Annotated in this window: 2 protein-coding genes; both read right to left on the reverse strand. The window is 77.4% G+C overall.

Annotation, left to right across the window (positions count from 1 at the left end; genetic code table 11):
- Positions 1-168: 168 nt before the first annotated feature.
- Positions 169-615, reverse strand: coding sequence for a hypothetical protein (locus tag AB0G32_RS40320; protein ID WP_361176056.1), 447 nt, complete (start codon positions 613-615; stop codon positions 169-171).
- 129 nt (positions 616-744) lie between these two features.
- The gene (locus tag AB0G32_RS40325; protein WP_361176059.1) at positions 745-2,040 is read right to left on the reverse strand and encodes a cation:proton antiporter; all 1,296 of its coding nucleotides are present in this window, start codon (positions 2,038-2,040) and stop codon (positions 745-747) included.
- Between the last annotated feature and the right edge of the window lie 279 nt (positions 2,041-2,319).

Raw genomic sequence — 2,319 nt, forward strand, 5'->3', positions numbered from 1 at the left:
CACGGGCCCACCCTCCACCCGGCCTGACGGCGGCGCCGGCGCCGGGGCCCGGCCCCGCGGGGGGGCCCCCGTGGCGGGGGGGCCGCGCGGCAGTGGCCCGCCCGCCCGACGCGCCCCCGCGCGGCTCGCACCCGTCCCCGCACCGTCCCGGCAGCGCGGCGGCCCCGCTCAGTCCTCGCCCGCGCCCCGGCCCGTCCTCCCGCGCGCCTCGTACCCGCCCGCCGTGGCCAGCCGGCGGTAGGCGGCGCGGGCGTGCCGTACCCGGGCCAGCGCGGTACCGGCGAGGGCCGCGGCGAACAGGCAGGTCAGCCAGGCCGCGTCCCGGGCGCCGGCCCAGGTGAGGGTGCCGGCCGGCGGGATGGCGAAGCCGTTCAGGGACAGCCAGCACAGCACGGCGGTGCCGGGAGCGGCGGTGAACCGGGCGCACAGCCCCAGCACGGCGGCGAGCAGGGACAGCACCGACAGAGCGAGCCCCGGGCGGCCGGGGCCGACGACGCTGTTCAGGAGGGCCACCAGGACCAGCGCGCCGCCGAACGCCCCCGTCCACACCAGCGGAGCCGCCACGGGCTGGGGGACGGGACGCGCCCCGCGTCCCAGGGGCACCCACTCGACCATGCTGACGGCTCCTTCCGGTCCCGGGCGGCGTCGACCACGACGTCGGCCGCCCCGCGGGCAGATTGTCCCACCGGCGCGCGGACCGTACGGCGGCCCGGCCGAATCACGCCCCTGAACCGGCTGGGGTACCTACCGCTCGGCCGCCGCGGCCCGCGGGGCGTCCGGCGCCCGAGTCCCGGCGCCGTCCGTACCGGCGTCAACGCCCCCACCGTCCGCACCGGCGTCACCGCCGTCCGGCCCGGGGCGCCCGGCGCGGAGTCCGCCGGCGGCCCGCAGGCCCGCGGCGAGTACCTGGGCCCGCCCCGCGACGATCGGGCCGAGCACGGCGAGCACCAGGACGTACCCGGCGATGAAGGGGGCGAGCCGCGCGTCGAGCCCCGCGCCGGCCGCCGTCGCGGCCAGGATCAGCGCGAACTCGCCGCGGGCGACCAGCGTGGTGGCGATCTCCGCGGCCGGTCCGGAGCCGTAGCGGTACACCCGGGCCACGCACAGTCCCGCGACGACGTTCATGACGAGGGTGAGGGCCGCCGCCGCGGCGACCGGCCCGGCGACGGACGCCAGGTCGCCGGGGTCGATGGCGAGGCCGAAGGCGAAGAAGAAGATGGCGGCGAAGGCGTCGCGCAGCGGATGCACCAGTTCTTTGACGCGGGGCCCGCAGGGCGTGCCGGCCAGGATCAGGCCGACCATGAACGCGCCGATCGCGTCGGCGACCCCGAGCACCTCCGAGACCCCGGCGACCAGCACCGCGGCCCCGAGGAAGCTGATGACCAGCAACTCGTTGTCGGGGGTGGCGATCAGCCGCCCGACCAGCCGGGTGCCCCAGCGGGCCGCGGCGGCCAGTACCAGCAGGAACCCGAATGCCTTGCCCGCCTGGAGCGCCGTCTCGCCGACTCCCTCGGCCCCGCTGACCACCGGCTGAAGGGCGGCCAGGTACAGCGCGAGGAAGATGTCCTCGACGACGATGACCCCGAGGATCAGCCGGGTCTCCGGACGGCCGATGCGTCCGGTGTCGATGAGGATCTTGGTGACGATCGCGGACGAGGAGATGCCCAGCACCCCGGCGAGGACCAGCGCCTCCCGCACTCCCCAGCCCAGGGCGAATCCGAAGCCCAGGCCGGCCCCGATGTTCAGCGCCAGGTAGATGCCGCCCGCGGACAGCAGCCGCCGGCCGCCGCTCCTGAGGTCGTCGAGGTGGAACTCCAGGCCCAGGTAGAACAGCAGCAGCACCAGTCCGAGCGCCGAGAGCATCTCGAAGTCGTGCGCGTCCTCCACCAGGACGAAACCCGGCGTGTGCGGGCCGAGCAGAATGCCGGCGAGCATGAACAGGGGAATCGTCGGCAGTCCGATCCGGCCGCCGAGCCGGGCCAGGAGCGCGGCGGCCAGGAAGGCGCCGCCCATCGCGAGCAGCGTGTCAGCGTGCCCCATGGCACACCGCCTCGGGCCGCGCGGGGAGCAGGGATCGCTTCATGTGACGGGGGTGGATGCGGGTCCTCCTTCGACTGTCTTCCGCGGTGCCGGCACCGCCCGCGGCGCCGCCGCCCCACCGGGCGGCGCACCGGAACGCGGGCGCGAACGGCCGTACGGGGAGGACTCGACGGCGGCTTACGACGGCCGGCCGGTCAGGCCCGGAGCGCGTCGGCGCGCCCGGCCCGACCGGGGCGTGCGGTCCGCGGTCCCGGCCGCCGCCGCCCGGCTGTGTCCGGG

Source organism: Streptomyces sp. NPDC023723 (genome assembly GCF_040639815.1).
Lineage (GTDB): Bacteria > Actinomycetota > Actinomycetes > Streptomycetales > Streptomycetaceae > Streptomyces.